Source organism: Bacillus sp. NTK071 (genome assembly GCF_017303315.1).
In the GTDB taxonomy this organism is placed as follows: domain Bacteria; phylum Bacillota; class Bacilli; order Bacillales; family Guptibacillaceae; genus Guptibacillus.
On sequence record NZ_JAFKOI010000105.1, the window covers coordinates 1 to 263 of the forward strand.

The 263-nt window shown below is 68.1% G+C and carries 1 protein-coding gene; it reads left to right on the forward strand.

Annotated elements, in window-relative coordinates; all coding sequences use genetic code 11:
• Positions 1-263, forward strand: a 263-nt coding sequence (locus JI666_RS22190) for a type 2 periplasmic-binding domain-containing protein (RefSeq protein ID WP_206895069.1), incomplete at both ends; no start/stop codon positions are given.

The window sequence follows — 263 nt, forward strand, 5'->3', positions numbered from 1 at the left end:
TCCAGAATCCCGGTGGTGTCGTGCCGGCGCTGGAAGTGTTCGACGCGGTGGGGTCGGGCGCGGTCGAGGCCGGCTGGTCGACGCCGGGCTATTGGGCGGGTCGCGTTCCCGCGCTGCAGCTTCTGGCCGCCGTCCCGTTCGGTCCGCAGGCGGGTGAATACCTCGCCTGGCTGAAATTCGGCGGCGGCGAGGAATTCCTCGAAGAGCTTTACGAGCCGCACAACATCAAGTCGATCATCTGCGCCGTCATCGCGCCCGAGGCC